Origin of the sequence: Marinobacter sp. tcs-11, from assembly GCF_002049515.1 — a bacterium.
GTDB lineage: Bacteria > Pseudomonadota > Gammaproteobacteria > Pseudomonadales > Oleiphilaceae > Marinobacter > Marinobacter nauticus.
This window is the reverse complement of sequence record NZ_LLYU01000005.1, coordinates 143,885-168,747: the sequence shown is the minus strand read 5'-3', so window position 1 is coordinate 168,747 and position 24,863 is coordinate 143,885. Positions and strand designations below refer to the sequence as shown.

Below are 24,863 nucleotides of genomic sequence, written 5' to 3'. Positions count from 1 at the left end.
TGGATGCCCCAGGCGGTTTTTTTGTGCCGGTTTTCCGGTGCAGGGGGTCAGGGCTTTTCCGCGATCAGTGTCGCCCGCTTGGGGCCCGGGTAGCCCTCAATGGTTTTCGAGGGATTGTCTGGGTCCAGAAAGTCCGCCAGCGAATTGAAACGCATCCAGTCGGTCTGGCGCTGCTCATCGGTGGTGGTCTCACTGACGTCTACCACCCGGGCGTTGCGGAACCCGGTTCTGTCCAGCCACCGGAGCAGGGTCGGGCAGCTCGGCAAGAACCAGACGTTGCGCATCTGGCCGTAACGGTCTTCGGGCATCAGGCTGTAGCCCTCCGGGCCGTCTACAACCAGGGTTTCCAGCACCAGTTCGCCGCCGCGACGCAGCGTGCCCTTGAGTTCCAGCAGATGATCCAGCGGTGAACGACGATGATACAGCACGCCCATGGAGAAGGTGGTGTCAAAGCATTCCATGTCGGCCGGGAGGTCTTCCATGCGCACCGGGAGCAGATCGACCGGAGCCTGGCCCAGATACCCTTTGACCGCCAGGAACTGGAACATGAACAACAGCCCCGGGTCGATGCCGATCACCTGCCTGGCCCCCGCTCCAGCCATGCGCCAGCAATGGTAGCCGGAGCCGCAGCCCACATCCAGAATGGTACGCCCCGCCAGATCCGCCAGATGCGGTGCTACCCGGTCCCATTTCCAGTCTGAGCGCCATTCGGTGTCAATGTAGGTGCCGAAGAAATCGAACGGGCCCTTACGCCAGGGCATCAGTCCCCGTAATCCGTTCTCAAGGCGGGTCATGGCGTCTGGATCCAGGCCGCCGGGGCTGGTCAACGTGATTGCAGACTGATTCAGGTCGACCCTGGCATCGGCAACGTCTGGCAAGGACTGCAGTGCGTTGTGCCAGCGTGCCATATCGCCGTGGGGGTTGTCCTCAAACCGTCGAGTGAGTTGTTCTTTCAGGGCTGTGGTCCACCGGGTGTTACCGGTTTCGTTCAGGTAGGAAAGAACGGGATCAAAGTGCTTGTGCCAGTCAAACAGTGCCATGGTATGTCTTTCGGTGGATAAGTCAGGAGTTCTTGATGGCCAGCATCGAGACAAAGTTGAAGCACTGGTACCACACCAGTACCTGGTCAAAGCCGGCGCGCTGCAATCGATCCCGGTGGTCTGCCAGGGTTTCCGGGATCAGTACTTTCTCGATGGCGGCACGCTTCTGGCTGATTTCCAGGTCCGAATAGCCGTTGGCCCGCTTGAACTCGTGATGAAGGCGGGTCTGGATGGCCTGTTCCGCGTCGGATTCAAATCGGATCTTCTCGGACAGAACCAGCACGCCGCCGGGCAGGGTGGCGTCGCCGATACGGGTCAGCAGGGCCAACCGCTGCTCGGGCGGCACGAACTGCAGCGTGAAGTTCAGGGTGGTGACTGAGGCATTGCTCAGTTCGGTGCTCAGGATGTCCTCGCAGAGTAGTGTTACCGGCAGGTCGTGGTCATCCAGGGCGACATAATGCTCGCAGCGCTCAATCATGGCCTCGGAGTTATCCACGCCCACCAGGGTGCAGTCCGGGTAGGGGATGCCATGGCGCATGGCAAGCGTGGACGCGCCGAGCGAGCAGCCCAGGTCGTAACAATGTGAGCCCGGCTGAACGTACTGTTCCGTGATCACCTCAATCATCGGGATGATGGTGGTGTAGCCGGGGACAGAGCGGCGGATCATGTCCGGAAACACCCGGGCGACGGACGCGTCAAAGCGAAAATCCTCGGGATTGCGCTCAGTGGCAAATAACCGGTCGGTCAGTTGCTCCGGGGGCGTACGATTACTCATCGCCCGCTCCGGCCTCGCGCTCATCGGGGCGAGGTGTCGCCAGATCCTTGTCGGTAGGGGACGGCCGTGCGCAGCGAACCCCCCGGTTCTTGTAATCGACCAGGATGCCCCGGAAGGATGGGTCGACGTCAGCGGCAATGGCCAGGTAACCGTTTTCACAAACGGCATGCAGCTCCGAGGATTTTCGGGACATACGGAAGGTTTCGCCGGGTTTGACGTGGATGGCGGTAAATTCACCCACCGGAGCGTGGTCCTTGTTGTCGGAGTGATCAATCCGGCCAGACGCTTCCAGCACCAGTACCGTGCCGACGATGGCAGCAACTCCGGTCACAATCAGGCTCTTGGCTGTGAAACGCTGTTCGTTATCGCTCATGGGTACCTCGTGTCGGAAAATCAGAATTGGCCCGGCAGGCTGATGGCCGGTTCCTGTAACGCGGCCAGCTGTTCCCGTAAAGACAGGATCTGGTCTGACCAGAAACGCGGCTGTGAAAACCAGGGGAAGAATCTCGGAAACGCCGGATCTTCCCAGCGCCTTGCCAGCCAGGCGCAGTGGGTGATCTGCCGGTAGCATCGCAAGGGTTCAATCAGGTGGCGTTCGCGACGATTGAAATCCCGGAACATTTCATAGCCTTCAAGCAATTCGCCAAGCTGGGCGCCCCGTTCACTGGCGTCTCCGTTCAGAAGCAGCCACATGTCCTGAACCGCCGGACCCGTGCGGCAGTCGTCCAGATCCACAAACAGCATGGTTTCATCCCGGCACAGTATGTTGCCGGCGTGACAATCACCGTGAATACGTAAGGTGTCTACCGGGCCGGCTTCGGCTATCCGTTCGCGGCAGTTGGCGATCAGGTCCGGAATCAGGGAGTTCCAGGCCGGTTTGAGATCATCGGGAATCCAGTTACCTTCCACCAGCAGCTGGTTGTTCTGTTCCAGCCCCGCCAACAGATCAAACCCGGGCCTGTGCTCAAAGGGTTTAAGGGCACCAATGTTGTGAATCTGCCCCAGCCACTGGCCAAGTCGATACAGGGTGTCGGTCACACTGGTATCCGGGGCCTGGCCGCCGCGCTGCGGAAATACCGCGAATCTGAAATCCCCATACTGGCCGAGGGAATGCCCGCCCGGCAGCACCAAAGGGGCAACCACTGGAACTCCGGCCTCCTGCAGTGACAGGGTGAATTCGTGTTCTTCCAGAATCGCCGAATCCGGCCAGCGGTCTGGACGGTAGAATTTGGCAATTACCGGTGGCTGGTCTTCAATGCCGACCTGATAGACGCGGTTCTCATAGCTGTTCAGGGCAAAGAGCCGGCCGTTGACCTCGAATCCCTCCGCCTCAATGGCATCCAGAATGACTTCCGGGGTGAGGGCATCGTAGGGATGCGAGGACGGGGTGATCGCCGGAGGTTCAGTCTGCATAGGGCTCAGAATGTGGTGTCGTATCGGGTTTTCATGGATTGCAGATGGTACCAGTTTTCGTCCAGCTCCCAGCGAATGCGGTTGACCCGCCCGGTGGCCAGGACAAGATCCCCGGCTCTGGCCTGAACCTGAGCAAGCTCCCGTTCAGCTTTCTGCCATTCACGATGGGTATCCGCCAGATGGCGCATGCCCGGGAACACGGCGGTCAGGGCCTTCTGGGTCGATACCGAGTGGGATCGAAGAGAACTGATTACGGCAGTATCTCCCTCTACCCGCAATACCCGGTGCTGGTACGGGTAACTGGCGACGGTTCTGTCTTCTTTCAGTTGCGCGTTCAGGTGGGTCACTTCAAAGCCGCGCCAGCCAATCCAGCCGACAAAAAGCGCGGCAACCACCATGACGGTAATAAACTGTTTTCGATCAGACATCGCCAGGCTCCCTGCGTTCGTTCTGTCTTGGGGCAAGTATAACGGTTCTTGGCGGGCAGGTAATGCAACCGGCGTTGATCTGCGGTAATTTCCCGACCAGAGAACCGGGTAGAGGAAAGCAGAGTGGCCCAGGAGCAGTTCAGTATACAGACCGTGGTGATCGGTGCCGGCGTGGTCGGGCTTGCCATTGCGCGGGCGCTGGCCCGTTCCGGGCGGGAGGTGCTGGTGCTGGAAGCCGGTGCCGCCATTGGTGAAGGCATATCCTCTCGCAACAGCGAAGTCATTCATGCCGGAATCTATTACCCGGAGCGCTCCCTCAAAGCCCGGCTGTGCGTGGAAGGCCGACAACAGCTCTATGAATACTGCGCCAGCCACAAAGTGGCGCACCGAAAATGCGGCAAGTGGATCATCGCCAGTGATGCCGCGCAGGCCGAACGTCTTGTTGGCATTCAGGCGCAGGCGGGCCGAAACGGTGTGTCCCTGGCGTTATATGAGGGCGCCGCGATGGCGTGCCAATTGCCCTCAATCCGGGCCACTGCCGGGCTCTGGTCTTCGGAAACCGGGATTGTGGACAGCCATGGCCTGATGCTGGCGCTGCAGGGTGAACTGGAAGACGCCGGTGGCCAGATTGCGTTCAACAGCCCGGTGGTGTCTGCCGAATCCGGTCCTGAGGGGCATGTTCTTAAGGTGGGTGAAGCCGGAGATCTGTTACTGAAGGCTCGGGAGGTGATTAACGCCGCTGGACTTGGTGCCCCGGCACTTGCGGGGCTGTGGTCGGGGTTGCCAGAGCGTGCGCGGCCGAAAAAATGGTTGGCCCGTGGTGTTTATTTCAGCTTCAGTGGCCGCCATCCATTCAATACGCTGATCTATCCCATACCCGAACCCGGTGGACTCGGCATTCATCTGACTCTCGATCTGGCTGGCCAGGCCAGGTTTGGGCCGGATGTGGAATGGATAGACGAGGAAAGCTATCGGGTCGATCCGCAGCGTGTTCGTGGATTTGCCGACAGTATCCGGCGCTGGTGGCCGTCCCTGGACGAGGCCCGTCTGCAGCCGGCTTATGCGGGCATTCGCCCTAAACTGGCGGGCCCGGATGGCGGCTTTGCGGATTTCCGCATCGATGGCCCTGAGGACCATGGTGTTGGTGGCCTGGTCAATCTGTTCGGGATTGAGTCGCCCGGACTCACCTCCTGTCTGGCCATCGCCGGACACGTGCTGACAAAACTGGACAATTGATCAGCCGGGTGTGCGCGCCAGTGCCCAGACCTGGATGTCCCTGGCTCCCGCTCTGGTCAGCACCGATGCCAGCTCGCGAACGGTAGCGCCGGTGGTGACCACATCATCGACAATGGCGACATTTGCCGGCACCGGTCCGGTAACCTCAAACAGCCCCTGAAGATTGGCCAGTCGGCTTGTCCGGTTCAGTTTCCGTTGTGCGTGAACTCGTCGCGTTCGTCGCACCAGACGGGCGTTGACAGGCAGGTCCAGCCGCCTTCCCACCGCCTCGGCAATATCCTGGGCCTGATTGAAGCCCCGTTGCCAGCGCCGGGTCCAGTGCATGGGGGCGGGGATCAGAACCTGCGGCCGGCCCTCGGTTGCCAGATGATGCTCAATGTAGTCGGTAAAACCCGCCAGTAATGGTCGCGCGAATTTGTGCTGGCCGTGGTATTTGTAGCGGCCGATCATGCCATCAACCGGGAACTGGTAACGCCAGGGGATCAGCGAACGGCTATAGCACGGTGGTGAGGCCTGGCATTCGCCACAACGTCCATCCGGGGTTGGAAAGGGCAAGGGCAGCGCGCAGGTCTGGCAGCACCAGCGGTTGGCGGGCAGGTCGTTCCGGCAGTCCTGGCAAAGGCCATCCTGGGCAGCGCCTGCGAGGCAGGTGACGCAGCGTCCGGCGCGTCTTGAGTTGTTAACCTTAACCTTTGTCAAGGTTGACAGCGAGATCAGTCCGTTTATCATCGCGGTTTATCCGTAAACCAAAAATCCCGGAAAGGTTAACAGGACTCTCACATGACTGCCACCGCTACCCGCCACGACTGGACGCTTCAGGAAGCTCGCGAGCTTTTCAATCTTCCGTTCAATGATCTTCTGTTTCGCGCCCAGAGCATCCACCGGGAGCACTTTGACCCGAATGAGGTTCAGGTGAGCACGCTGCTCTCGATCAAGACCGGTGCCTGCCCTGAAGACTGCAAGTATTGCCCGCAGAGTGGTCATTACAACACTGGGCTTGAAAAGGAGAAGCTGCTGGAAATCGAGAAGGTGGTGGCTGAGGCCCGCGTTGCCAGAGAAAAAGGGGCATCCCGGTTCTGCATGGGTGCCGCCTGGCGTAGCCCGTCAAAGAAAGACATGCCCTACGTTCTGGATATGGTCCGCCAGGTGAAATCCCTGGGCCTGGAAACCTGTATGACACTGGGCATGCTCAAAGAAGAGGAAGCCCGGGAGCTGGCAGATGCCGGCCTGGATTACTACAACCACAACCTGGATACCTCCGAGAAATACTATAACCACATCATCACGACCCGTACCTACCAGGACCGTCTTGATACGCTCGATAACGTGCGCAAGGCCGGCATGAAGGTCTGTTGCGGCGGCATCATGGGTATGGGTGAAGATGAGGATGACCGCGTTGGTCTTCTGGTTCAGCTGGCCAACCTACCCCAGCACCCCGAGAGTGTACCGGTAAATATGCTGGTGAAGGTGAAGGGCACGCCGCTGGAAGATGTGGAAGACCTGGACCCATTTGATTTCATTCGCATTATCGCCGTCGCCCGAATCATGATGCCGGCTTCCCATGTACGTTTGTCCGCGGGCCGTGAGCAGATGAATGAGCAGATGCAGGCACTCTGTTTCATGGCGGGAGCCAACTCCATTTTCTACGGTGAGAAACTGCTGACCACCTCGAACCCGGAGGCGGATGCGGACATGCAGTTGTTCCGCAAGCTGGGCATCCGGCCTGAGCAGCGGGAGCAGTGTGCGACCGAGGAGCAGGAGCAAGAGGCCATTGCCGAGGCGGTGGAATATGAGGCCACACGGCACATGTTTTACGACGCGACCCGGGAGTCTGCGTGATTCCGCATGCGTGACTTCGCCAAAGAGATAGAAGAACGAAAGCAGGCCGGGTTGTACAGAACCCGCCGCCTGATCGCCGGCCCCCAGCAGCCGACGCTGACGGCGGATGGCCGGTCGTTGTTGTCGTTCTGCAGTAACGACTATCTGGGCCTGGCCAGTCACGGCGAAAACATGCGGGCGCTGGAGCAGGCGCTGCCGGAGGTTGGCCTGGGCGGAGCTGCTTCGCATCTGGTTTGCGGCCACCACGAGGCCCATCATCGCCTTGAGCAGAGGCTGGCAGCGTTCACTCGGCGGAGTGCGGCATTGTTCTTTTCCACCGGGTACATGGCAAACATGGGGGTCATTTCCGCACTGGCGGGCCGTGGCGATACCATCTTCTCGGATCGACTGAATCACGCTTCGATCATTGACGGCTGCATTCTCAGCCGTGCCCGCGTGCGCCGCTATGCTCACGGTGATGTGGCCGCGTTGGAAGCCATGCTCTCAGCAACCTCCGGCCACAAACTGGTGGTTACCGATGGCGTGTTCAGCATGGACGGAGACATTGCGCCACTCACGGAACTGGCTCGCGTCTGTAAGGCTCACGATGCGCTTCTGGTGGTGGACGATGCCCATGGCATTGGTGTTCTCGGGCCACAGGGCCGGGGGAGCGTGCTGGAAGCCGGGTTGTGCCAGGAGGATGTACCGGTGTTGATCGGTACTCTGGGCAAGGGCGTGGGAACCTCCGGGGCCTTTGTCGCTGGCTCTGACGTGTTGATTGACTACCTGGTACAGAAGGCCCGGACCTATATCTACACCACCGCCATGCCGCCGGCACTGGCCGCGGCAACCTGCGCCAGCCTGGATGCTGTTGAGAGCGGCGATGAGCGACGCGCTCATCTTGACGCATTAATCCAGCGATTCAGGGCAGGTGCTCAGGATCTGGGTTATGAGCTGATGTCATCCCGAACGCCCATTCAGCCCATCATGATCGGAAATAATTGGACCGCGTTGGCGCTCAGCCGCGCACTGGAGGATGAGGGGCTGCTGGTAACGGCGATACGGCCGCCCACGGTGCCGGAGGGCGAGGCCCGCTTGCGGGTTACGCTCAGCGCCGCCCATACCGAAGCCGATGTTGACCGTTTGCTGCAGGCCCTGGCGAAGAGCCGTTCCATCCTGAGTGAGGCCGTGGCCCGGGAGCCAGTGCTATGACCATCTATACCCGAATAGAGCCAACGGCTCCTGTTGAGGGCGGAACCGGAACCAAGCAGTCCATTGCTCGCGGCTTCGGTGGCGCCAGTGCCACCTACGACGGTGCCTCCCGCCTACAGAAAATCATGGGCGATGCCATGCTCGCCGAGCTTGCAGACACGCCAGTGCCGGAATCGGTGCTTGATTTGGGCTGCGGAACCGGCTGGTTTAGCCGGAAGTTAGTGGCGCAATACCCCCATTCCGAGGTTACCGGTGCAGACCTTTCAGCGGGCATGCTGGCTGAGGCTGCCAATCAAAGCCCGGGAGCAATCTACTGGCTACACGCTGATGCCGAACAGATTCCGTTGGCGGATAACAGCGTTGACCTGATCTTCAGTAACCTGATGATTCAGTGGAGCGCCCGGCCGGAGCTGATCCTTCGGGAGTGCCGAAGAATTCTCAGGCCTGGCGGACGACTGGCCATATCGACGCTGTTGGACGGCACCTTGTCTGAACTGAAACAGGCCTGGGCCGAGGCCGATCCGGGACAGGCGCACGTAAACCGCTTTGTTCCGGAAACGCAGTGGCAGGCCCTCGTGGAGACGGTTCTGCCAAACGCAAAACAGGTTGCTGAAACCATATCACTGCCGTACCAGTCGCCCATGCACCTCAATCGTGAGTTGAAAGAACTCGGTGCGGTGTTTAGAGGCGAAGAGCGCCGGCGGACGGTGACGGCGCCGGGGCGCTTTCGGGCGATGTGTCGTGCCTATCCAACGCGAGCTGACAACGTCGTTGAGGCTGGGTACTGCGCGGCCTGGATATACTGGGTTAAACGATAGTATTGGATTTAATTGAGTCCGGACTACCCGTGAAAAATATCGGGCGAGGGCAGGGGTACTCTTTCCAGGACTGTTGAGGGCCATGGATGGCCCGAATCAAGCGCACATGGATGTGCTTGTAGCGTGTCCTGGAAAGAGTACCCCTGCCCTCGTCTTACGCTAATCGTAGGAACATTTCAGGCATGGCCAAACACACTTATTTCATTACAGGCACCGACACCGGCGTCGGCAAAACCATCGTCTCCGCAGCCATTCTCGAGGCGGCCAAATCCGCCGGCAAGCGAACCCTGGCCATGAAACCCATCGCTTCCGGCTGCGACCAGACCCCTGAGGGCCTGAGAAACGAAGACGCCCTGATGCTGCAGGCGGCCATCACCGAAAAACTACCCTACGACACCATCAACCCCATCGCCCTCAAGCCCGCCATCGCCCCCCACGTAGCTGCCCAGCAGGCCGGAAAACAGGTCACCGCCCAGCGAATCGTCGGGTTTTGTCGTGGCATGCAGATCCGCCCCGCCGATCTTCTGCTGATCGAAGGCGCCGGTGGCTGGCAAGTACCACTCAATGATCGGGAAACCTACGCAGCGGTGCCGGGAGAGTTGAAACTGCCGGTGATACTGGTTGTGCCGCTGCAACTGGGGTGTATCAATCATGCCATGCTCAGCGCCGAAGCGATTCGCGCCGACGGACTGGTTGTTGCAGGCTGGGTAGGTAACCATCCCGAAGAACAGGTGATGAGTTGCGAACAGGATACCCTGAACTACCTGTCCACCCACCTCGGCGCGCCTTGCCTCGGTGTGCTTCCCTGGTTGGAAAATACCGATACCGCCGAGATGCCGGCGATCCTGTCTCGGTATCTGAACATCACACCGCTGATTGAAAATTGACCAGAAATGTGAGTTAATCAGGTCAAAGGTTCGTCACAGGAATGGCTGCTCATGATTAACAACACACTTGCTATCGGGATTCAGGGTATCCAGGACGGCATGGTGGGCATGGAGAACGCGGCCCGGAAAATTGCCCGAGGTGGCGTTGACGGTCCTCAGGGCTCAGCGGAGGGCGCTGGAAATCTGGTGGAACCCATGATCGACCTGAAACTATACGAGCGCAGCGTCGAGGCCTCTGCTCAGGTCGTTAAAACCGCCGATGAAACGCTGGGTACCCTGCTGGATATTCGCGCCTGAGCCAGGTTTCTGTGAACGTATTCTCCTCAATCGCTCCCATCTTCTCCGGCTCTCCCACCGGTGCGTCCACGCCGGTCGCAGGCAGTGGCCGAACACCGGAGGCTTCCGGTGAAAAGCCTGCCACTGGCGATACTTCATCAACCTCAAAACCGGTTGAGCAGTCTTCCGAAGGACGAAAATCCGACCAGTCTTCCGAATCACGCTCCGACGCGCGCGAGAATCCGCAAGGCCTGACAGATGAAGAGCTGAAGCAGCTGACTGATCTCAAAGCCCGGGACAGGGAAGTGCGTGCTCACGAGGCGGCGCATCAGGCTGCTGGTGGGCAGTACGCGGGTGCTATGTCGTTTACCTACCAGCGAGGGCCGGATGGCGCCCAGTATGCGGTAGGCGGTGAAGTTCCCATTGATGTTTCGCCGGTGGCGGGGGATCCTCAGGCCACCATTGAAAAAATGCGCGTGGTGCGGTCTGCTGCCATGGCGCCTGCCCAGCCCTCCGGTCAGGATCGCGCTGTTGCCGCCCAGGCCATGCAGACCATGTTGCAGGCACAGTCGGAGCTGGCGGCAGGTGAGGGCGAATCCCGGACGGCGGAAGCCTCTGCCAGTGTTGAGGGAAGCCAGGGTGATGCTCGCAGTGCCCGTTCCCGCGAGGCGGAAGAGAGCTACCGCAATGTCTCTGCCATGGCTGGCGACTCCCGCTATTCCGAGTCTGTGACTTCCCTGTTCGCCTGATCGCTTCGTCTGGCCTTTCTCCTTGTCTTCCCGTTTTCTCCGGGCATTTCTGCCCTGAAAATTTACTGATCGAACACAAAACCAACACAAATTTCAGTCAAGGCTATTGACAATTCTGTGCCTCAAAACGTATGTTTCAAACAAGTGTTTAATTAAGGCCGTGATGCGGTGCATCATGGTGTCTGAGCAAACCCGAGGCCAGAAGCTGTAAACCCGTTTCAGCTGAGACCCAGAACCGAGGTGGATTCCATGCCTGAATACAAAGCGCCCCTGCGTGACATTAAATTCGTAATGAACGAGCTGCTGAACAGCGAGCAGCACTACGCCAATCTGGAAGGTGCCGAAGATGCAACTCCGGATATGGTCGATGCCATTATCCAGGAAGGTGCGAAATTCTGTGAGCAGGTACTGTCTCCGCTGAACCAGGTGGGTGACCAGGAGGGCTGTACCTGGAGCGAAGACGGCGTGAAAACCCCGACCGGCTTCAAAGAAGCGTACCAGCAGTACGTAGAAGGTGGCTGGCCGTCCATGACTGCCGATCCCAACTACGGTGGCCAGGGCCTGCCGCATTCCATTGGCCTGGTTATCAGCGAAATGGTTGGCACCTCCAACTGGTCCTGGGGTATGTACCCGGGCCTGAGCCACGGTGCCACCAACACGATCGAAGCCCACGGCACTGAAGAGCAGAAGCAGACCTACCTGACCAAGCTGATCAGCGGTGAGTGGACCGGTACCATGTGTCTGACCGAGCCGCATTGTGGTTCTGACCTGGGCACCCTGCGCACCAAGGCCGAGCCGAACGCTGACGGCAGCTACAGCATCACCGGTACCAAGATCTTCATCTCTGCCGGCGAGCACGACATGGCTGAGAACATCGTTCACATCGTACTGGCTCGTCTGCCGGGCGCTCCGGAAGGCACCAAGGGTATCTCCCTGTTTATCGTGCCCAAGCAGCTGCCGAACGAAGACGGTTCTGCCGGTGAGCGCAACGCGGTTTCCTGTGGCTCCCTGGAGCACAAGATGGGTATCCACGGTAACGCGACCTGTGTGATGAACTTCGACGGTGCCAAGGGCTGGCTGATCGGGCCGGAGAACAAAGGCCTGAACTGCATGTTCACCTTCATGAACACCGCTCGTATCGGTACCGCCATCCAGGGCCTGGGTTCTGCCGAGCTGGGCTTCCAGGGTTCCCTGGCCTATGCCAAAGAGCGCCTGGCTATGCGTTCCCTGAGCGGTCCGAAAAATCCGGACGGCATCGCTGACCCGATCATCGTGCATCCGGACGTCCGCCGCATGCTGCTGACCCAGAAAGTTGTGGCCGAAGGCGCCCGTGCCCTGATCTACCTGGCTGGCCAGCAAGTGGACGTGGTTCACTCTGGCAAGACTGAGGAAGAGCGCAAGCACGCAGACGCGCTGCTGGGCTTCCTGACCCCGATCGCCAAGGCATTCCTGACCGAGATCGGTTACGAGTCTGCCAACCTGGGTATGCAGGTCTTCGGTGGCCACGGTTTCATCACCGAGTGGGGCATGGAGCAGAACGTTCGTGATTCCCGCATCGGCATGATCTACGAGGGTACCACGGGTATCCAGGCGCTGGATCTGCTGGGCCGTAAGGTTCTGATGACCCAGGGCGAAGCTCTGAAAGTGTTCACCAAGCAGGTTCACGTTTTCTGCAAAGAGAACGCAGACAACGAGCAGCTGAAAGAATTTATCGAGCCGCTGGCTGCGATCAACAAGGAGTGGGGCGATCTGACCATGAAGGTTGGTATGACCGCCATGAAGAACCGCGAGGAAGTCGGTGCCGCTGCTGTGGATTACCTGATGTACTCCGGTTACGCGGTCTTCGCTTACCTGTGGGCCCGTATGGCCAAGGTAGCACTGGACACGATGGCCGAAGGCACCTCTGAGGAGATGTTCTACAACGCCAAGGTTCAGTCTGCACGCTTCTACTTCAAGCGTCTGCTGCCGCGCACCCGGACCCACGCAGAAACCATGCTGGCCGGTGCAGACAGCCTGCTGGACATGCCGGAAGAAGCCTTCGCTATCTAAGGCGGGGTTGCTATCTGATTGATGGCACAGAGAAAGCCCGTTCTCCCGCAGGAGGCGGGCTTTTTTCATGAGTTGCCGGCGTGTTTTGAGGTAGAATAGCGCGCCATAGAACAACAACCTTGTTTCGGACACATAGCCGAGCGGGTGGGCTCCGACCTCCAACAGAAGAGGCATCAACACCGCCCCCCAAGTGACTGACTGAATTTCTGGAGAGTTTTACATGGCTGATTATCAGGCACCCCTTCGTGACATGCGTTTCGTTCTGAACGAAGTGTTTGACGCACCCTCCCTGTGGGCGTCACTGCCAAAGATTGCAGAAAACGTAGATCCCGACACCGCTGATGCCATTCTTGAAGAAGCGGGCAAGATCACCAGCGGCGTGCTGGCTCCCCTGAACCGCGAAGCCGACGAACAGGGCTGTAAGTGGAACGAAGGCGAAGTTTCCACTCCGGAAGGGTTCAAAGAAGCCTACCAGACCATCGTGGAAGGTGGCTGGAATGGCCTGGGTGGTAACCCGGACTTCGGTGGCATGGGTATGCCCAAGACGTTGGTGGCCCAGTTTGAGGAAATGATGCAGGGCGCCAACATGGCCTTCGGCCTGGCTCCAATGCTGACCGCCGGCGCCTGCCTCGCCCTGGATGCCCACGGCAGCCAGGAGCTGAAAGAAAAGTACCTGCCGAATATGTACTCCGGCGTCTGGTCTGGCGCGATGGATCTGACCGAGCCTCACGCCGGTACCGATCTGGGTATTATCCGGACCAAAGCTGAGCCGAACGACGACGGCTCCTTCAACATCACCGGCACCAAGATCTTCATCACTTGGGGCGAGCACGACATGGCGGAGAACATTATCCACCTGGTGCTGGCTAAACTGCCGGACGCGCCGAAGGGCCCGAAGGGTATTTCCCTGTTCCTGGTGCCCAAGTTCATGGTGAACGACGACGGTTCCCTGGGCGAGCGTAACCAGTTCAGCTGTGGTTCCATCGAGAAGAAGATGGGTATCAAAGGCTCCGCCACCTGCGTGATGAACTTTGACGGTGCCAAAGGCTGGCTGGTTGGTGAAGAAAACAAAGGCCTGGCCGCCATGTTCACCATGATGAACTACGAGCGACTGGGTGTGGGCATCCAGGGCATCGGGGCCGCCGAAGCGTCCCTGCAGAGCGCCCGCGAATACGCTAACGAGCGTATCCAGAGCCGCGCCCCGACCGGTGCCCAGCAGCCTGAGAAGGCCGCAGACCCGATTCTGGTGCACCCGGACGTCCGCCGCATGCTGATGACCATGAAGAGCTACGTAGAGGGTGGTCGTGCCTTCTCTACCTACGTTGCGCAGTGGCTGGATATCTCCAAGTACTCCGACAACGACGAACAGCGCAAGCACGCTGAAGGCATGGTTGCCCTGCTGACTCCGGTCGCCAAAGCCTTCCTGACCGATCGCGGTCTGGACACCACCATCATCGGCCAGCAGGTCTTTGGAGGCCACGGCTTCATCCGTGAGTGGGGCCAGGAGCAACTGGTCCGAGACTGCCGCATCACCCAGATCTACGAAGGTACCAACGGCATCCAGGCCATGGACCTGATGGGTCGTAAAGTGGTGGGTAGCCAGGGCAAACTGTACGAACTGTTCGCCCAGGACGTTGCCGCCTTCATCGAAGCCAACAGCAGCGACGAAGCTCTGCGCCCCTACCTTGAGCCGCTGGCGGCCTCCCTGGAGCGCCTGTCAGACGTCACCGAGCACGTGGTAAACCAGGCGGCTAACAACCCTGAAGCCATTGGTGCCGCTGCCGTCGACTACCTCGACATGTTCGGCTACACCGCACTGGCGTTTATGTGGGCCAAAGTGGTCAAAGCCGCGGCTCCGAAAGCCGAGGGCGACACCTCCGGCTTCTATACCGGTAAGGTCAAGACCGCTCGCTTCTACTTCGACCGCCTGTTGCCAAAGACCGTGTCTCTGGCCGAAGGCATTCGCAGTGGCAGCGACGCCATGATGGCGCCGGCTGCTAACGAAATCTGATCAGATTTCTGAAGCAGAAATGAAAAAAGCAGGCCTCGATGGCCTGCTTTTTTTGTGGGTGCTATCAACACAGGTTTGGGTCAGGCGGTTTATAGGCGTTCTATCAGCCCGGGATTCACCACAAACGGATTCTCATTGCCCTGAATTTCGGCAATCCGCTTATGCCGGCTCAACTCCCGGTCATCCGGGGGATCCAGTTTGCTCCAGCCTTTGAACACCGGCGTGGCCCCAAGCCAGGGCAGTCCATAAGTGTCCACCATATAGGCCATGGTGCGGGCAACGTCGCCTTTAACCCGCTCTGGCGGTTCAAAGAACTGGGCGCTTTCACGAATCCCGCAATCATCGGCGCCCGTGGTCTCGCCAAGATTCTCATACCGGGCGTTACGCCGCCGCATTTCAACCCGGGTTCGTACCGGTACCATGTTGTGAAGATCAGACGTAATTTGCCGATAGCGATTGTCCTGGCGGCACTGGGAGGTTGTTCCGCAGTCCAGGGCAGTGCGAATGTCGGCAAGTGGATAAACGTAGCCATCGGTCATGACAAAGCCCTTGCCAGTGAAGGGAGTATCACAGAAGAACGACGAGCCGCCGTCGGCATACAGGTTGCTCCAGAATTCATTATCAATGACCGTTTGAGGGTCGCTGAAACGGGTATTCTGGCCCACGACCATGCCGGCGGTAAGTGAGAAAGTCAGGGTGACGGAGAGTGCGATTATTTTTTTCATATGACCGTTATACCTCACAGCACGTGTCATACGCCGTGGCCAGCCAGACGACTGGTTGGTGGCAAAATGAACAGTTCGACGAAATTATGACGAACTGTTCAGTCTTTACTGTGAAGTATGGCACAGAGGCAGTGAGACAAAAGCCCCTGTTTACGGAGAGATGTGTTTATTTGTTAACCAGTTAACGCTTTATTTCAGTTTGTTACGGATGTTCTGGTATCCGGTTTTCAGATCCTCACCCAGCTTGCGAGCAGTTTCCCTCGCCTCATTGCTGGCATTCTCGGCATCATGGAAAATCTGATCCAGCTTTGACCGGAACCGATCCCAGTCCTGCTCCAGATCGTCCCATTCGTCTTTTACATCTTCCCTTGCAAGGTGCAACTGAACGCGCGCCTCGTCACGATATTGCTTGATCTTGTCGGACAGCTTGTTGAAATCGTCTTGCAGACTCATGGTATTTCTCCTTCCCTGATGAGTTGGGAGTTCTACAATGCGCCCGAACGTGAAAAAGTGTCAAGTCCCTGAGCGGGCCGGTGCTATCCCGCTTTGATTCAGATCAGCTGGCCCGCTTGCCGGCCAGAATAAGGGAGAGATCCCGCAGGTGATGCCAGGGGGAAAGATCATCGAAACCCTTGGCGGCCCGATCAATCAGACTACAAAGGTTGATTGCCTGGTGTAACTGGGCCAGTGAAAGTCTTCGAGCCGCTTGCTGGACGGCGGACGAGCGCTTTGGCTGGAAAACGCCGCGCTTTTTCAGAAAGCCCGCGGGGTTTTCTCCACCGGGCAAGGCGGTCTTAAGCTCAACAATCAGATGAAGGTCACGAACGAGCACAGTGAGTAGTCCAAGAGGGTTTTCGCCCTCCTGCTCCAGCACCCCGATCATGCGGCAGGCATGAACAGCCTTGCCGGATAGCAGTTCCGTGACCAGTTCAAAGCCGTTGAACCTGGCACTATCCTGTACGGCCTGCTCCACCGTCTCTTCATCGATGGTTTTGCCGTTGGTGAGCAGCGTCAGACGGTCCAGCTCCTGGCTGGCGGCCAGCAGGTTGCCCTCCAGGCGCTCTGCAAGAATACCGAGTGCTCCACGGGTCAGGCTGAGGCCTTTTGAGGTGGCCCGTTGCTGCAACCATCCGGGAAACTTGTCTCCCTCGACCGGCCAGAGCGGAACGTGCACGCCATGGCCCTGAAGTTCCTTGTACCATTTGCGTTTGGTTTCGGCGGCATCCAGTCTGGCGCTGATCAGCAGGAGAATGACGTCCTCTGGCGGGGATTGCAGTACCTGCTCCAGAACCCGGCGGCCATCCCCGAGTTTGCCGGTGGGCAGATGAATCTCAATGCGACGTTTTTCAGCGAACAGGGACAGGGCGTTGCATTCGTCAGCAACCGTGTTCCAGTCGAACTGATTGTCTGCGTGAAACGTGAGCCGGTCCAGATAGCCAGCTTCACGGGCGGCGGCGCGGATCTGGTCACAGCATTCCTGAACCAGCAGGGGTTCATCGCCGGAGATCAGGTAAACCGAAGCCAGGCCTTTCTTCAGAAGTTGCGGGAGTTGGCCGGGCTGGGTTTTCATGGTGATTCAGGCTCCTCACCATCGGCAGTGTGTTCCTGAACTAGGGCATCAATTCGTTGTCGGGACATAGGCGCCAGCCGGAAGATAACTTGTTGGGCAAGGCGATCGCCCAATTGTTGCCGCAATTCGTCTTCCTCGCGCTGTTTGGCGAGTACATTGGTCTCGTCGTAGCGGTAGGTTTCACTGGCGTTCAGGTCGGTGGTGGCAATCAGCGGGATCTGGTCCTTGGTCACCAGCTCCATGGCGACCGTGTGGCGCAGAATGTACTCAGCCGCCGCTGCCTGTGCGGTAATGGCTGAAGCCCGGCGGTCCTGGCGGTAGTCCGACAGGCGCAGCAGGTAGTCTGCCTGGCCCGGATTCCGTAGCTCGATGCCACCGAGCTCCAGCTGCTCACGCAGAGACTGGCAGAACTGTCCGGGCAGGGAGGACGGGCAGTCAATAGCCAGGGGTTGCAGGGCAGCCGGAACCGGGGAGCTGCCCCGTAACTGAAAGCCACAGCCGGTCAGGGTGAGCAGCGAGGCAAGCAGTGCCAGAAGGCCCAGCTTTTTCAGTTCAGGGGCAGGGCAGGGCATCTTAGTTAGCCACCACGTTCACGAGTTTGCCAGGCACAACGATCACTTTGCGTACGGTCTTGCCGTCGGTGAAACGCATGACGTTTTCGTTCTCCAGGGCAAGCTTCTCCAGATCTGTCTTGCCAATATCCGCCGGTACGTTCTCCTTGGCCCGGACCTTGCCGTTCACCTGCAGAACCACCTCAATTTCGCTACGAACCATGGCGCTTTCGTCGGCAACCGGCCAGGAGGCGTCAACCACCGTGTCAGAGTGACCGAGGGCCTGCCACAGGTTGTGACAGATGTGCGGCACAATGGGGGAAAGCACCAGCACGGCGGTATCCAGGGCTTCCTGACGCACCGCGCGGGTTTGCGGCTCGTCATCGCTGAGCCTGCCCACTTCGTTGAGCAGTTCCATGACAGCCGCGATGGCGGTGTTGAAGGTCAGGCGGCGGCTGATGTCATCGCTGACTTTGGCGATGGTTTCGTGGGTCTTGCGGCGCAGGTCTTTCTGAGCACCATTGAGGTTGGCAGGATCAACCGCCGGAGCTTCGCCACTGGCGGTATGCTCATTGACCATCCGCCACAGTCGTTTGAGGAAGCGATGGGCGCCTTCAACGCCGCTGTCGGACCACTCCAGCGACTGCTCAGGTGGTGCCGCAAACATCATGAACAACCGCACAGTGTCGGCACCGTGCTGATCGATGATGGCCTGGGGATCGATGCCGTTGTTCTTGGATTTGGACATTTTGGTAACGCCACCGATTTCCACAGGCTCGCCGTCCGATTTCAGCACCGCTCGCACTACCTGGCCCTTGCCATCGCGCTCAACCGTCACATCGGCCGGGTTGAACCAGGTTTTCCCGCCATTTGCTTCATTGCGGTAGTAGGTCTCGGCCAGAACCATGCCCTGGGTCAGCAGGCGCTTGAATGGCTCGGAACTGTTCACCAGACCAACGTCGCGCAGCAGCTTGTGGAAGAACCGGGCATACAGCAGGTGCAGAATCGCGTGCTCGATGCCGCCGATGTACTGGTCGACTGGCAGCCAGTAATTGGCGGCAGCCGGGTCCAGCATGCCCTTGTCGTAGTTCGGGCTGCAGAAACGGGCGTAATACCAGGAGGACTCCATGAAGGTATCGAAGGTATCGGTTTCCAGGGTGGCTGGCTGGCCGTTGTATTCGGTCTTGCACCACTCCGGGTCGGCCTTGATCGGCGACTGGACGCCGTCCATTTCAACGTCTTCGGGCAGACGAACCGGTAGCTGGTCATCCGGCACCGGCATCTCGGTGCCGTCCTCCAGCGTCATCATCGGGATGGGCGCACCCCAGTAGCGCTGCCGGGACACACCCCAGTCACGCAGACGGTAGTTCACGGTACGTTTGCCAATGCCCTGGGCTTCAAGGTAATCCGCGATTTCCTCAAACGCCTCTTCGCTGGTCAGGCCGCTGTATTTGCCGGAGGACACCAGAACGCCTTTCTCGGTGAAGGCCTGCTCCTGGATATCGATATCGCGGCTGTCGTTCGGTGCAATCACCTGTTTGATGGGCAGCTTGTACTTGACGGCAAACTCGTGATCCCGCTCATCATGGCCAGGAACCGCCATCAGGGCTCCGGTGCCGTAGTCCGTGAGTACAAAGTTGGCGACCCAGACCGGGATTTCTTCCTGGGTCAGCGGGTGAATGGCCTTGAAGCCGGTATCTATACCTTTCTTTTCCATGGTCGCCAGCTCGGCTTCGGCCACCTTGCTGTTACGGCACTGGTCGACAAACTCGGCCACATCGCGGTGGCGCTCGGCCGCCGCCTTGGCCAGAGGGTGCTCAGCGGCGACTGCCATGTAGCTGACGCCCATCAGCGTGTCCGGGCGGGTGGTGTAAACCGTCAGACCACCTTCCTGCTCTTTCAGCGGGAAGGTCAGCTCGGTCCCTACCGATTTGCCGATCCAGTTGCGCTGCATGGTCTTGACCTGCTCGGGCCAGCCCTCCATGTCTTCCAGATCGTTCAGCAGTTCTTCCGCGTAGTCGGTAATGCGGATGAACCACTGCGGAATCTTTTTCTGCTCGACCAGGGCACCGGAGCGCCAGCCCCGACCGTCAACCACCTGCTCGTTGGCCAGTACGGTCTGGTCAACCGGGTCCCAGTTCACGGTGGACATCTTCTTGTACACCAGGCCTTTCTCGTAGAGGCGGGCGAAGAACCACTGTTCCCAGCGGTAGTATTCCGGGTCGCAGGTGGCCAGTTCGCGGCTCCAGTCGTAGCCAAACCCCAGCTGCTTGAGCTGGTTCTTCATGTAATCAATGTTGGAGCGAGTCCACTTGGCCGGTGCAGACTTGTTGGCAATCGCGGCATTTTCGGCAGGCAGGCCGAAAGCGTCCCAGCCCATAGGCTGCATTACATTCTTGCCCTGCATACGCTGGTAGCGGGAAATCACGTCGCCGATGGTGTAGTTGCGGACGTGGCCCATATGCAGCTTGCCGCTGGGGTAGGGGAACATGGACAGGCAGTAGTACTTGGGCTTGCCCGGCTCTTCCTTGACCTTGAAGGTCTCGTTGGTTTCCCAGAAAGTGCGGGCGGTCTGTTCTACTTCACGTGGGTTGTATTGTTCGTCCATTCCTGCCATTGCCAAAAGTACCCTGTGTGAAAAGGATGTTCGAGAAAAGGCCGAACATTCTAACGCACACGCGGCTTAACAGGTAGTCTGCCAATTCTGCGGGTTTGTGCCAGACTGAGAGTATGGTGAAAGGTGCAGATAAGGAGCCCAAATGAGCGAGCCAGAACGCAGTCACCTCTCCGGAAAAGCCCTTGAGGTTTACGACCGAATGCTTGAGCGGGTACAGACACGCCTGCATGAGCTACAGGAAACGTCGTTGCAGACGCTGGAGGAAGAAGTTCAGAAAGCGATAGAAGTGGAATACGAGGTCGAGGAAATGACCCGGGAAGAAGCAGATTTGCTCGGGGCGTATCTTCAGCGGGATCTGGAGCACCTGTTGCATTTTGTGGAGGAGACCGGGGAAGGCCTGGGAGAATGGCTGCAACTGGATATCGCGTTACTGGAACACACCCTGGCAGACCGGCTTCTCTCGGTAGCCGATCAGACCCTGGTTGATACTCTGGAACTGAAGCAGAAGCTGGAGAATCAGGACGTCAGTCACTATATCTCCGGTGAAGTGGCCACGGCGGGTATGTTCCGGTGCATGAACTGCAGCCACATGCTTTGTCTGACCAAGACCAGCCACCTGCATCCCTGCGAGGCCTGCGGCTCCCATTACTTTGAGCGGGTAACCAGCCGCTGGCCACCGAAAGAAAGCTGAAGCCATCGCCTTGAGCCTGCAAGCCATTTGAGCAGCAGGCTCAGGGTGCTCAGTTTTTCGGAATCACCCGTTCTCGGATGAACACAATCAGGATGATCGCCAGCGTCAGCACCGGCCAGGATCCTGTTTGCATGTAGGGTGTGCTCCCGGTTGCCGTAAATACCTCACCGGTCAGTACCGCGCGCTCGAACTGTGGGATGCGCTCGGTAATCTCGCCCTTGTGATTGATGATCGCAGTGACGCCGTTGTTGGTGCCCCGCAGCATGTAGCGGCCGGTCTCCAGGGCTCTCATGCGGGCAAGCTGCAGATGTTGCAGCGGCCCGATGGAATCACCGAACCAGCCGTCGTTACTGATCGTCAGCAGCAGATCGGTGTTGCGGGCATTAAACGCCACGAAATCGGGGTAGGCCACTTCATAGCAGATGTAAGGGGTGATTTTCATGCCATTGGCGACCAGCGGCGCTTGCTGCTCTGGCCCAGGCGTGAAGCTACTCATGGGCAGGTCAAAGAAACCGATCAGCCCCCGCAGCAGACCTTGAAGTGGCACATATTCGCCAAAGGGCACCAGCTTCTGTTTGTGGTACATGCCGTCGCCATTGCCGATGGCCATAATGCTGTTGTGGAAGGTGTAGTCTTCAATCTGGCCGCTGTAGCCATACCAGGGGATGCCGGTGATCAGCGTGCTGTTTTCTCCTAACTGTTCCCGGATATGATCAATGACCTTGCCAGCCTGGTCCTGCGGAATGGGGATGGCTGTTTCTGGCCAGAGGATCAGGTCGGTTTGCCAGTGCGCTTCGGTCATGCCCAGATAAGCCACAATCTGATCGCGCAGGAAATCAGGATCCCACTTGATCTGTTGCGGTATGTTGCCCTGCATCGCCGCAAAGCTGACGGGCTCTTCGCTGAGCTCGGTCCAGTCAGCTTTGTTCATGGCCGGGGCGATCAGCCAGGGCAGCAGAGCTGCTACCAGAACGGCGCCAGCAGTGACCTTCCTGTCAAGTTTGAACAGCCACCAGGCGCCGTAAGCAGCCACTGCGGTAACGGTGATCCAGAAGGTAATGCCATGCACGCCAGTCAGTGGCGCCAGCCCGGCCAGGGGGCCGTCGGTATGGGCGGTGCCCAGATACAGCCATGGAAAACCAGTCAGCAGCCAGCCACGCAACCAGTCGCCCAGTAGCCAGATGGCAGGGAACAGCAAGAGTCGGCGTGGTGCGCTGTCTTTGGCGAGTTTGCCCCAGAACCAGAAGGCCAGCCCATGGAACAGGGCCAGCCCGGCAATAAACAGGACCATGAGTACAATGGCCAGAGGTACCGAAGTATTGCCGTGCTCGCTGATGCTGACGTAAATCCAGCTGGCACCGGAGGCGAACAGACCAAGCCCGGCCAGCCAGCCGGAGCGGAACAGCTTGTCCGGCGCCTGGTGTACGGTGACCAGCAGGATCAGAAACACCGACAAGGGCCCCAGCCACCACAGATAGAATGGCGAGAAGGTCAGTGTTTGCAGAGCGCCGGCAATCACAAGGATTGCGGCGCCCAGCCATTTTCGGGTGGTGAACGGGAGTTTCAGTGGCGGGTGCTGTGGATCATGACTCACTGCGGGTTACCTGCAACAGACGGATGACTCGGTTATCGGCGTTGGCAATAGTAAACTGCAAGCCGCCGAATTCAACCGTTTCGCCCCGTCTGGGCAGGTGTCCAAATTCTTTCAGTACCAGGCCGCCAATGGTATCGAACTCTTCTTCATCCATGTCTGTCTCGAAGAATTCGTTGAAATCATCGATGGGCGTCACGGCCTTCACCGCAAAGGTCCCGTCGCCCCGGGCCTTGATATGGGTCTCCTCATCGAAGTCATGTTCGTCTTCGATTTCACCGACGATCTGTTCCAGCACGTCTTCGATGGTGATAAGGCCAGCGGTTCCGCCGTACTCATCCACCACAATCGCCATGTGATTACGATTTTCCTTGAACTCCTTGAGCAGCTGGTTCAAACGCTTGCTTTCGGGAACAAAGGTGGGCGGCCGCAGGATTTCGCGGATGCGGTTCCAGTTCAGATCGTTGTTGAGGGCAAGAGGAAGCAGGTCTTTCGCCAGCAGTACCCCGATGACGTCATCCTGGCTCTCGCCGATGACCGGAAAGCGGCTATGGGCGGAAGACATAATCTCGGGCAGGAACTCTTTGGGTTCCTGAGATGCCTTTACGGTGATCATCTGGGATCGGGGGATCATGATCTCGTCCACCCGCATGTCGATCACTTGCATGGCGCCTTCAATGATGCTCATGGAGTCAGCATCAATAATGCTCTGGGATTCAGCATCCCGCAGGATTTCCAGCACGTCCTCGACGGACTCAGGCCCGCTGGAAAAGGCCTGTGATATACGCTCCAGCCAGGACTTGTTGCCCTGACTGCGACTCGACTGATCGTCGCTCATGAGTCTGGTTCCGTTTCCTCTGCTTCGTAAGGGTTAGCAAATCCGAGCTGCGCCAGCAGCCGGATCTCGAGGGCTTCCATGACCTCGGCTTCATTATCTTCAATATGATCGTAGCCCTGGAGATGCAACATACCGTGCACCACCATATGGGCCCAGTGGGCGACAGCGTCTTTGCTCTGCTCCCGCGCTTCCTGTTCAACAACTGGCGCGCAAATCACGAGATCTCCGGCCAATGGCACCGTTATACCCGCTGGTGCTTCAAATGGGAAGGACAAAACATTGGTAGGCTTGTCCTTGCCCCGGTACTGGTGATTCAGCTCACGGCTTTCGTCGTTATCGACAATACGGATGGTAACTTCGGTTGGATTCTCATCCTGCCACGCCGCCTCTGCCCAGGCTTCAAACAACGCCTCGGTAGGTACGCCCGTGCCGTCAAAGGCCATCTGAAGGTCCACAGTTACCTTGCTCATTGGCCTGTGGCACTCCCGTCGTTGAAAGAATCGTAGGCTTCAACAATGCGTTGAACCAGGGGGTGACGCACCACATCTTTGGCGTCGAAACGGGTAAAGCCAATACCCGGGACCTTGCTCAACACGCTGGCGGCATGAATCAGCCCGGAATTCTGTCCGCGGGGCAGGTCCACCTGGGTGGTATCGCCGGTAATGACCGCGGTAGAGCCAAAGCCTATCCGGGTCAGGAACATCTTCATCTGCTCCCGGGTGGTATTCTGGCTTTCGTCCAGAATAATAAACGAGTTGTTCAGGGTACGGCCGCGCATGAATGCCAGGGGGGCAATCTCGATCACACTTTTCTCGATCAGGCGGGTGACCTGATCAAATCCCAGCATTTCGTAGAGAGCGTCGTAGAGCGGGCGCAGGTACGGGTCCACTTTCTGGGCCAGATCGCCAGGCAAAAAGCCCAGCTTCTCGCCGGCCTCCACCGCCGGCCGAACCAGCAGAATACGCTTCACCTGCTCGTCTTTCAGAGCCTCGACAGCACAAGCCACTGCCAACCACGTCTTACCGGTACCCGCGGGCCCGATGCCGAAGTTGATGTCGTGGGTGCGAATGTTATGTACATACTTCTGCTGATTCCGGCCGCGGGGTTTGGCGGTCAGCTTGGGTGTCTTGATAACAGTGACCTGGCCTTCATCGTAAGGCACATCATCCGGCAGCCGTTCCAGGCCGGTTTCGCGGATGAACAGGTGCACGGTATCGGGTGGTATGTCATCACTGGCCTCGGTTTCCCGGTACAGATGCCGGATAACCTCGGTTGCCGCCGCTACGTTTTCAGTGCTGCCTTCCACCCGAAAGTGATGCCCGCGCCGGCCGACTTTCACTTGCAGGCGCTGCTCGATCATTTTCAGGTGTTCATCAAACTGTCCGCACAAGGTCGCCAGGCGGCGCTGGTCCACCGGGTGCAGGTCAAATTGTCTGGTATCGTGAGTGTTCAATCTTGCTCCGTTCGGTGTTGCTCTCCGGCTTTAGTCTGCCGGGAGTATGTCTTTCAATTCTGGAGTATGGCCGATGTGCGGTACGGCTTCCACAGACACGCTACAAGCACCCGCG

General features: G+C 58.7%; 25 protein-coding genes. 10 read left to right on the top strand and 15 right to left on the bottom strand.

All coding sequences use genetic code 11. The features are described 5' to 3' along the window. Nucleotides 1-47: 47 nt before the first annotated feature. From cmoB to ARC85_RS08030, 5 genes are read right to left on the bottom strand one after another with little or no spacing between them, the layout of a single operon-like run. Nucleotides 48-1,040 (bottom strand): tRNA 5-methoxyuridine(34)/uridine 5-oxyacetic acid(34) synthase CmoB, encoded by a 993-nt coding sequence (cmoB, locus tag ARC85_RS08050; protein ID WP_114434174.1) that lies wholly within the window; start codon nt 1,038-1,040, stop codon nt 48-50. A gap of 22 nt (nt 1,041-1,062) precedes the next feature. After that, nucleotides 1,063-1,815 carry a carboxy-S-adenosyl-L-methionine synthase CmoA gene (cmoA, locus tag ARC85_RS08045; RefSeq protein ID WP_114434175.1) on the bottom strand — a complete coding sequence of 251 codons (753 nt, stop codon included), beginning with the start codon at nt 1,813-1,815 and terminating at the stop codon, nt 1,063-1,065. Then, entirely contained in the window at nt 1,808-2,188 is a 381-nt protein-coding gene (locus ARC85_RS08040; RefSeq protein ID WP_114434176.1) for a PA3694 family proteiin, read from the bottom strand. The genes cmoA and ARC85_RS08040 overlap by 8 nt, the downstream gene beginning before the upstream one ends. A 20-nt stretch (nt 2,189-2,208) precedes the next feature. Continuing rightward, nucleotides 2,209-3,228, bottom strand: a complete 1,020-nt coding sequence (locus tag ARC85_RS08035; RefSeq protein ID WP_286714692.1) for a serine/threonine protein kinase — start codon at nt 3,226-3,228, stop codon at nt 2,209-2,211. Between the two features lie 5 nt (nt 3,229-3,233). Next, nucleotides 3,234-3,656, bottom strand: a complete 423-nt coding sequence (locus ARC85_RS08030; RefSeq protein ID WP_114434178.1) for a hypothetical protein — start codon at nt 3,654-3,656, stop codon at nt 3,234-3,236. A gap of 123 nt (nt 3,657-3,779) precedes the next feature. Here ARC85_RS08030 and ARC85_RS08025 point away from each other — a divergent pair, with 123 nt between their 5' ends. After that, nucleotides 3,780-4,892, top strand: coding sequence for an NAD(P)/FAD-dependent oxidoreductase (locus ARC85_RS08025; protein ID WP_114434179.1), 1,113 nt, complete (start codon nt 3,780-3,782; stop codon nt 4,890-4,892). On the opposite strand, the gene ARC85_RS08020 is transcribed toward ARC85_RS08025, so the two are convergent. Beyond that, on the bottom strand, nt 4,893-5,621 hold the full coding sequence (locus ARC85_RS08020) for a ComFC family protein (RefSeq protein WP_114434180.1): 729 nt from the start codon (nt 5,619-5,621) through the stop codon (nt 4,893-4,895). Nucleotides 5,622-5,672: 51 nt separating this feature from the next. Between ARC85_RS08020 and bioB the strand changes: the two genes are divergently transcribed. The 8 genes from bioB to ARC85_RS07980 all read left to right on the top strand — a co-directional run bounded on the left by bioB (nt 5,673) and on the right by ARC85_RS07980 (nt 14,712). Next, complete coding sequence (gene bioB / locus ARC85_RS08015) at nt 5,673-6,731, top strand: biotin synthase BioB (RefSeq protein WP_114434181.1); 1,059 nt, start codon at nt 5,673-5,675, stop codon at nt 6,729-6,731. Nucleotides 6,732-6,737: 6 nt separating this feature from the next. Beyond that, nucleotides 6,738-7,922: an 8-amino-7-oxononanoate synthase gene (bioF, locus tag ARC85_RS08010; RefSeq protein WP_114434182.1), complete on the top strand. Its 1,185-nt coding sequence runs from the start codon at nt 6,738-6,740 to the stop codon at nt 7,920-7,922. After that, nucleotides 7,919-8,740: a malonyl-ACP O-methyltransferase BioC gene (gene bioC / locus ARC85_RS08005; RefSeq protein ID WP_114434183.1), complete on the top strand. Its 822-nt coding sequence runs from the start codon at nt 7,919-7,921 to the stop codon at nt 8,738-8,740. Before bioF ends, bioC begins: the two co-directional genes overlap by 4 nt. Before the next feature lie 182 nt (nt 8,741-8,922). After that, complete coding sequence (gene bioD / locus ARC85_RS08000) at nt 8,923-9,627, top strand: dethiobiotin synthase (RefSeq protein WP_273030369.1); 705 nt, start codon at nt 8,923-8,925, stop codon at nt 9,625-9,627. 51 nt (nt 9,628-9,678) lie between these two features. Beyond that, nucleotides 9,679-9,924: a flagellar basal body rod C-terminal domain-containing protein gene (locus tag ARC85_RS07995; RefSeq protein WP_011786197.1), complete on the top strand. Its 246-nt coding sequence runs from the start codon at nt 9,679-9,681 to the stop codon at nt 9,922-9,924. 11 nt (nt 9,925-9,935) lie between these two features. Next, nucleotides 9,936-10,652: a putative metalloprotease CJM1_0395 family protein gene (locus ARC85_RS07990; RefSeq protein ID WP_022991406.1), complete on the top strand. Its 717-nt coding sequence runs from the start codon at nt 9,936-9,938 to the stop codon at nt 10,650-10,652. A 249-nt stretch (nt 10,653-10,901) separates the two neighbouring features. Next, complete coding sequence (locus ARC85_RS07985) at nt 10,902-12,701, top strand: acyl-CoA dehydrogenase C-terminal domain-containing protein (RefSeq protein ID WP_114434185.1); 1,800 nt, start codon at nt 10,902-10,904, stop codon at nt 12,699-12,701. A 220-nt stretch (nt 12,702-12,921) separates the two neighbouring features. Further along, entirely contained in the window at nt 12,922-14,712 is a 1,791-nt protein-coding gene (locus tag ARC85_RS07980; protein WP_114434186.1) for an acyl-CoA dehydrogenase C-terminal domain-containing protein, read from the top strand. Between the two features lie 89 nt (nt 14,713-14,801). On the opposite strand, the gene ARC85_RS07975 is transcribed toward ARC85_RS07980, so the two are convergent. The 5 genes from ARC85_RS07975 to leuS form a co-directional block, all read right to left on the bottom strand. Then, nucleotides 14,802-15,437 carry an endonuclease gene (locus ARC85_RS07975; RefSeq protein ID WP_022991403.1) on the bottom strand — a complete coding sequence of 212 codons (636 nt, stop codon included), beginning with the start codon at nt 15,435-15,437 and terminating at the stop codon, nt 14,802-14,804. A 189-nt stretch (nt 15,438-15,626) separates the two neighbouring features. Then, entirely contained in the window at nt 15,627-15,890 is a 264-nt protein-coding gene (locus ARC85_RS07970; protein WP_014422133.1) for a hypothetical protein, read from the bottom strand. A 103-nt stretch (nt 15,891-15,993) separates the two neighbouring features. Continuing rightward, complete coding sequence (gene holA / locus ARC85_RS07965) at nt 15,994-17,007, bottom strand: DNA polymerase III subunit delta (protein WP_114434187.1); 1,014 nt, start codon at nt 17,005-17,007, stop codon at nt 15,994-15,996. Beyond that, the gene (locus ARC85_RS07960) at nt 17,004-17,579 is read right to left on the bottom strand and encodes an LPS-assembly lipoprotein LptE (protein WP_114434188.1); all 576 of its coding nucleotides are present in this window, start codon (nt 17,577-17,579) and stop codon (nt 17,004-17,006) included. Before ARC85_RS07960 ends, holA begins: the two co-directional genes overlap by 4 nt. 1 nt (nt 17,580) lies before the next feature. Continuing rightward, nucleotides 17,581-20,166, bottom strand: coding sequence for a leucine--tRNA ligase (gene leuS / locus ARC85_RS07955; RefSeq protein ID WP_114434281.1), 2,586 nt, complete (start codon nt 20,164-20,166; stop codon nt 17,581-17,583). A gap of 151 nt (nt 20,167-20,317) precedes the next feature. On the opposite strand from leuS, the gene ARC85_RS07950 reads away from it, so the two are divergent. After that, nucleotides 20,318-20,866 carry a zinc ribbon-containing protein gene (locus tag ARC85_RS07950; protein WP_022991399.1) on the top strand — a complete coding sequence of 183 codons (549 nt, stop codon included), beginning with the start codon at nt 20,318-20,320 and terminating at the stop codon, nt 20,864-20,866. Nucleotides 20,867-20,915: 49 nt separating this feature from the next. Here ARC85_RS07950 and lnt read toward each other — a convergent pair whose 3' ends face one another. The 4 genes from lnt to ARC85_RS07930 are packed head-to-tail and all read right to left on the bottom strand — an operon-like array spanning nt 20,916 to nt 24,748. Next, nucleotides 20,916-22,460, bottom strand: a complete 1,545-nt coding sequence (gene lnt, locus ARC85_RS07945; RefSeq protein ID WP_272999222.1) for an apolipoprotein N-acyltransferase — start codon at nt 22,458-22,460, stop codon at nt 20,916-20,918. Further along, entirely contained in the window at nt 22,450-23,295 is an 846-nt protein-coding gene (locus tag ARC85_RS07940) for a CorC family transporter (RefSeq protein WP_011786186.1), read from the bottom strand. Before ARC85_RS07940 ends, lnt begins: the two co-directional genes overlap by 11 nt. Beyond that, nucleotides 23,292-23,765, bottom strand: a complete 474-nt coding sequence (gene ybeY / locus ARC85_RS07935; protein WP_014422126.1) for an rRNA maturation RNase YbeY — start codon at nt 23,763-23,765, stop codon at nt 23,292-23,294. Before ybeY ends, ARC85_RS07940 begins: the two co-directional genes overlap by 4 nt. Next, on the bottom strand, nt 23,762-24,748 hold the full coding sequence (locus ARC85_RS07930; protein ID WP_011786184.1) for a PhoH family protein: 987 nt from the start codon (nt 24,746-24,748) through the stop codon (nt 23,762-23,764). The genes ybeY and ARC85_RS07930 overlap by 4 nt, the downstream gene beginning before the upstream one ends. Nucleotides 24,749-24,863 lie beyond the last annotated feature (115 nt).

Bases quoted from the DNA above. Each gene is read 5' to 3' on its own strand.
- ARC85_RS07970 (WP_014422133.1), bottom strand. From the start codon at position 15,890: ATGAGTCTGCAAGACGATTTCAACAAGCTGTCCGACAAGATCAAGCAA.
- ARC85_RS07975 (WP_022991403.1), bottom strand. From the start codon at position 15,437: ATGAAAAAAATAATCGCACTCTCCGTCACCCTGACTTTCTCACTTACC.
- ARC85_RS07985 (WP_114434185.1), top strand. From the start codon at position 10,902: ATGCCTGAATACAAAGCGCCCCTGCGTGACATTAAATTCGTAATGAAC.
- ARC85_RS07995 (WP_011786197.1), top strand. From the start codon at position 9,679: ATGATTAACAACACACTTGCTATCGGGATTCAGGGTATCCAGGACGGC.
- ARC85_RS07950 (WP_022991399.1), top strand. From the start codon at position 20,318: ATGAGCGAGCCAGAACGCAGTCACCTCTCCGGAAAAGCCCTTGAGGTT.
- bioB (WP_114434181.1), top strand. From the start codon at position 5,673: ATGACTGCCACCGCTACCCGCCACGACTGGACGCTTCAGGAAGCTCGC.
- ARC85_RS08020 (WP_114434180.1), bottom strand. From the start codon at position 5,621: ATGATAAACGGACTGATCTCGCTGTCAACCTTGACAAAGGTTAAGGTT.
- cmoA (WP_114434175.1), bottom strand. From the start codon at position 1,815: ATGAGTAATCGTACGCCCCCGGAGCAACTGACCGACCGGTTATTTGCC.
- ARC85_RS08030 (WP_114434178.1), bottom strand. From the start codon at position 3,656: ATGTCTGATCGAAAACAGTTTATTACCGTCATGGTGGTTGCCGCGCTT.
- ARC85_RS07940 (WP_011786186.1), bottom strand. From the start codon at position 23,295: ATGAGCGACGATCAGTCGAGTCGCAGTCAGGGCAACAAGTCCTGGCTG.
- ARC85_RS07960 (WP_114434188.1), bottom strand. From the start codon at position 17,579: ATGCCCTGCCCTGCCCCTGAACTGAAAAAGCTGGGCCTTCTGGCACTG.
- bioC (WP_114434183.1), top strand. From the start codon at position 7,919: ATGACCATCTATACCCGAATAGAGCCAACGGCTCCTGTTGAGGGCGGA.
- leuS (WP_114434281.1), bottom strand. From the start codon at position 20,166: ATGGACGAACAATACAACCCACGTGAAGTAGAACAGACCGCCCGCACT.
- cmoB (WP_114434174.1), bottom strand. From the start codon at position 1,040: ATGGCACTGTTTGACTGGCACAAGCACTTTGATCCCGTTCTTTCCTAC.
- ARC85_RS08035 (WP_286714692.1), bottom strand. From the start codon at position 3,228: ATGCAGACTGAACCTCCGGCGATCACCCCGTCCTCGCATCCCTACGAT.
- ARC85_RS08040 (WP_114434176.1), bottom strand. From the start codon at position 2,188: ATGAGCGATAACGAACAGCGTTTCACAGCCAAGAGCCTGATTGTGACC.
- ARC85_RS07980 (WP_114434186.1), top strand. From the start codon at position 12,922: ATGGCTGATTATCAGGCACCCCTTCGTGACATGCGTTTCGTTCTGAAC.
- ybeY (WP_014422126.1), bottom strand. From the start codon at position 23,765: ATGAGCAAGGTAACTGTGGACCTTCAGATGGCCTTTGACGGCACGGGC.
- bioD (WP_273030369.1), top strand. From the start codon at position 8,923: ATGGCCAAACACACTTATTTCATTACAGGCACCGACACCGGCGTCGGC.
- bioF (WP_114434182.1), top strand. From the start codon at position 6,738: ATGCGTGACTTCGCCAAAGAGATAGAAGAACGAAAGCAGGCCGGGTTG.
- holA (WP_114434187.1), bottom strand. From the start codon at position 17,007: ATGAAAACCCAGCCCGGCCAACTCCCGCAACTTCTGAAGAAAGGCCTG.